General features: G+C 34.3%; 1 protein-coding gene. It reads left to right on the top strand.

Features of this window, described 5'->3' with window-relative positions; translation table 11 throughout:
* On the top strand, window positions 1–248 hold a 248-nt coding region (locus tag SB679_RS25655; protein WP_410705189.1), incomplete at both ends, for a SusD/RagB family nutrient-binding outer membrane lipoprotein.

Below are 248 nucleotides of genomic sequence, written 5' to 3' on the forward strand. Positions count from 1 at the left end.
ATACGGATGCCAATGGAATTATCAACTGGAAGAAGTTTTGTAACTCACTTTCTTTAAGACTTTTGACAAGGATTTTGAACAGAGATGGAGAAGTGAACGTTAAAGAAAGAATTCAGGAAATCACTAATAATCCAACAATATTTCCCATTTTCCAAAGTAATACAGATGCTGTAAAAGTAGATATTTCAGGAATTTATCCATTAATGCCCCCCATTGCAAGATATCAGGATTTTACAACAGGCAGAGCT

Source organism: Chryseobacterium sp. SIMBA_029 (assembly GCF_046535275.1).
Taxonomy (GTDB): Bacteria; Bacteroidota; Bacteroidia; order Flavobacteriales; family Weeksellaceae; genus Chryseobacterium.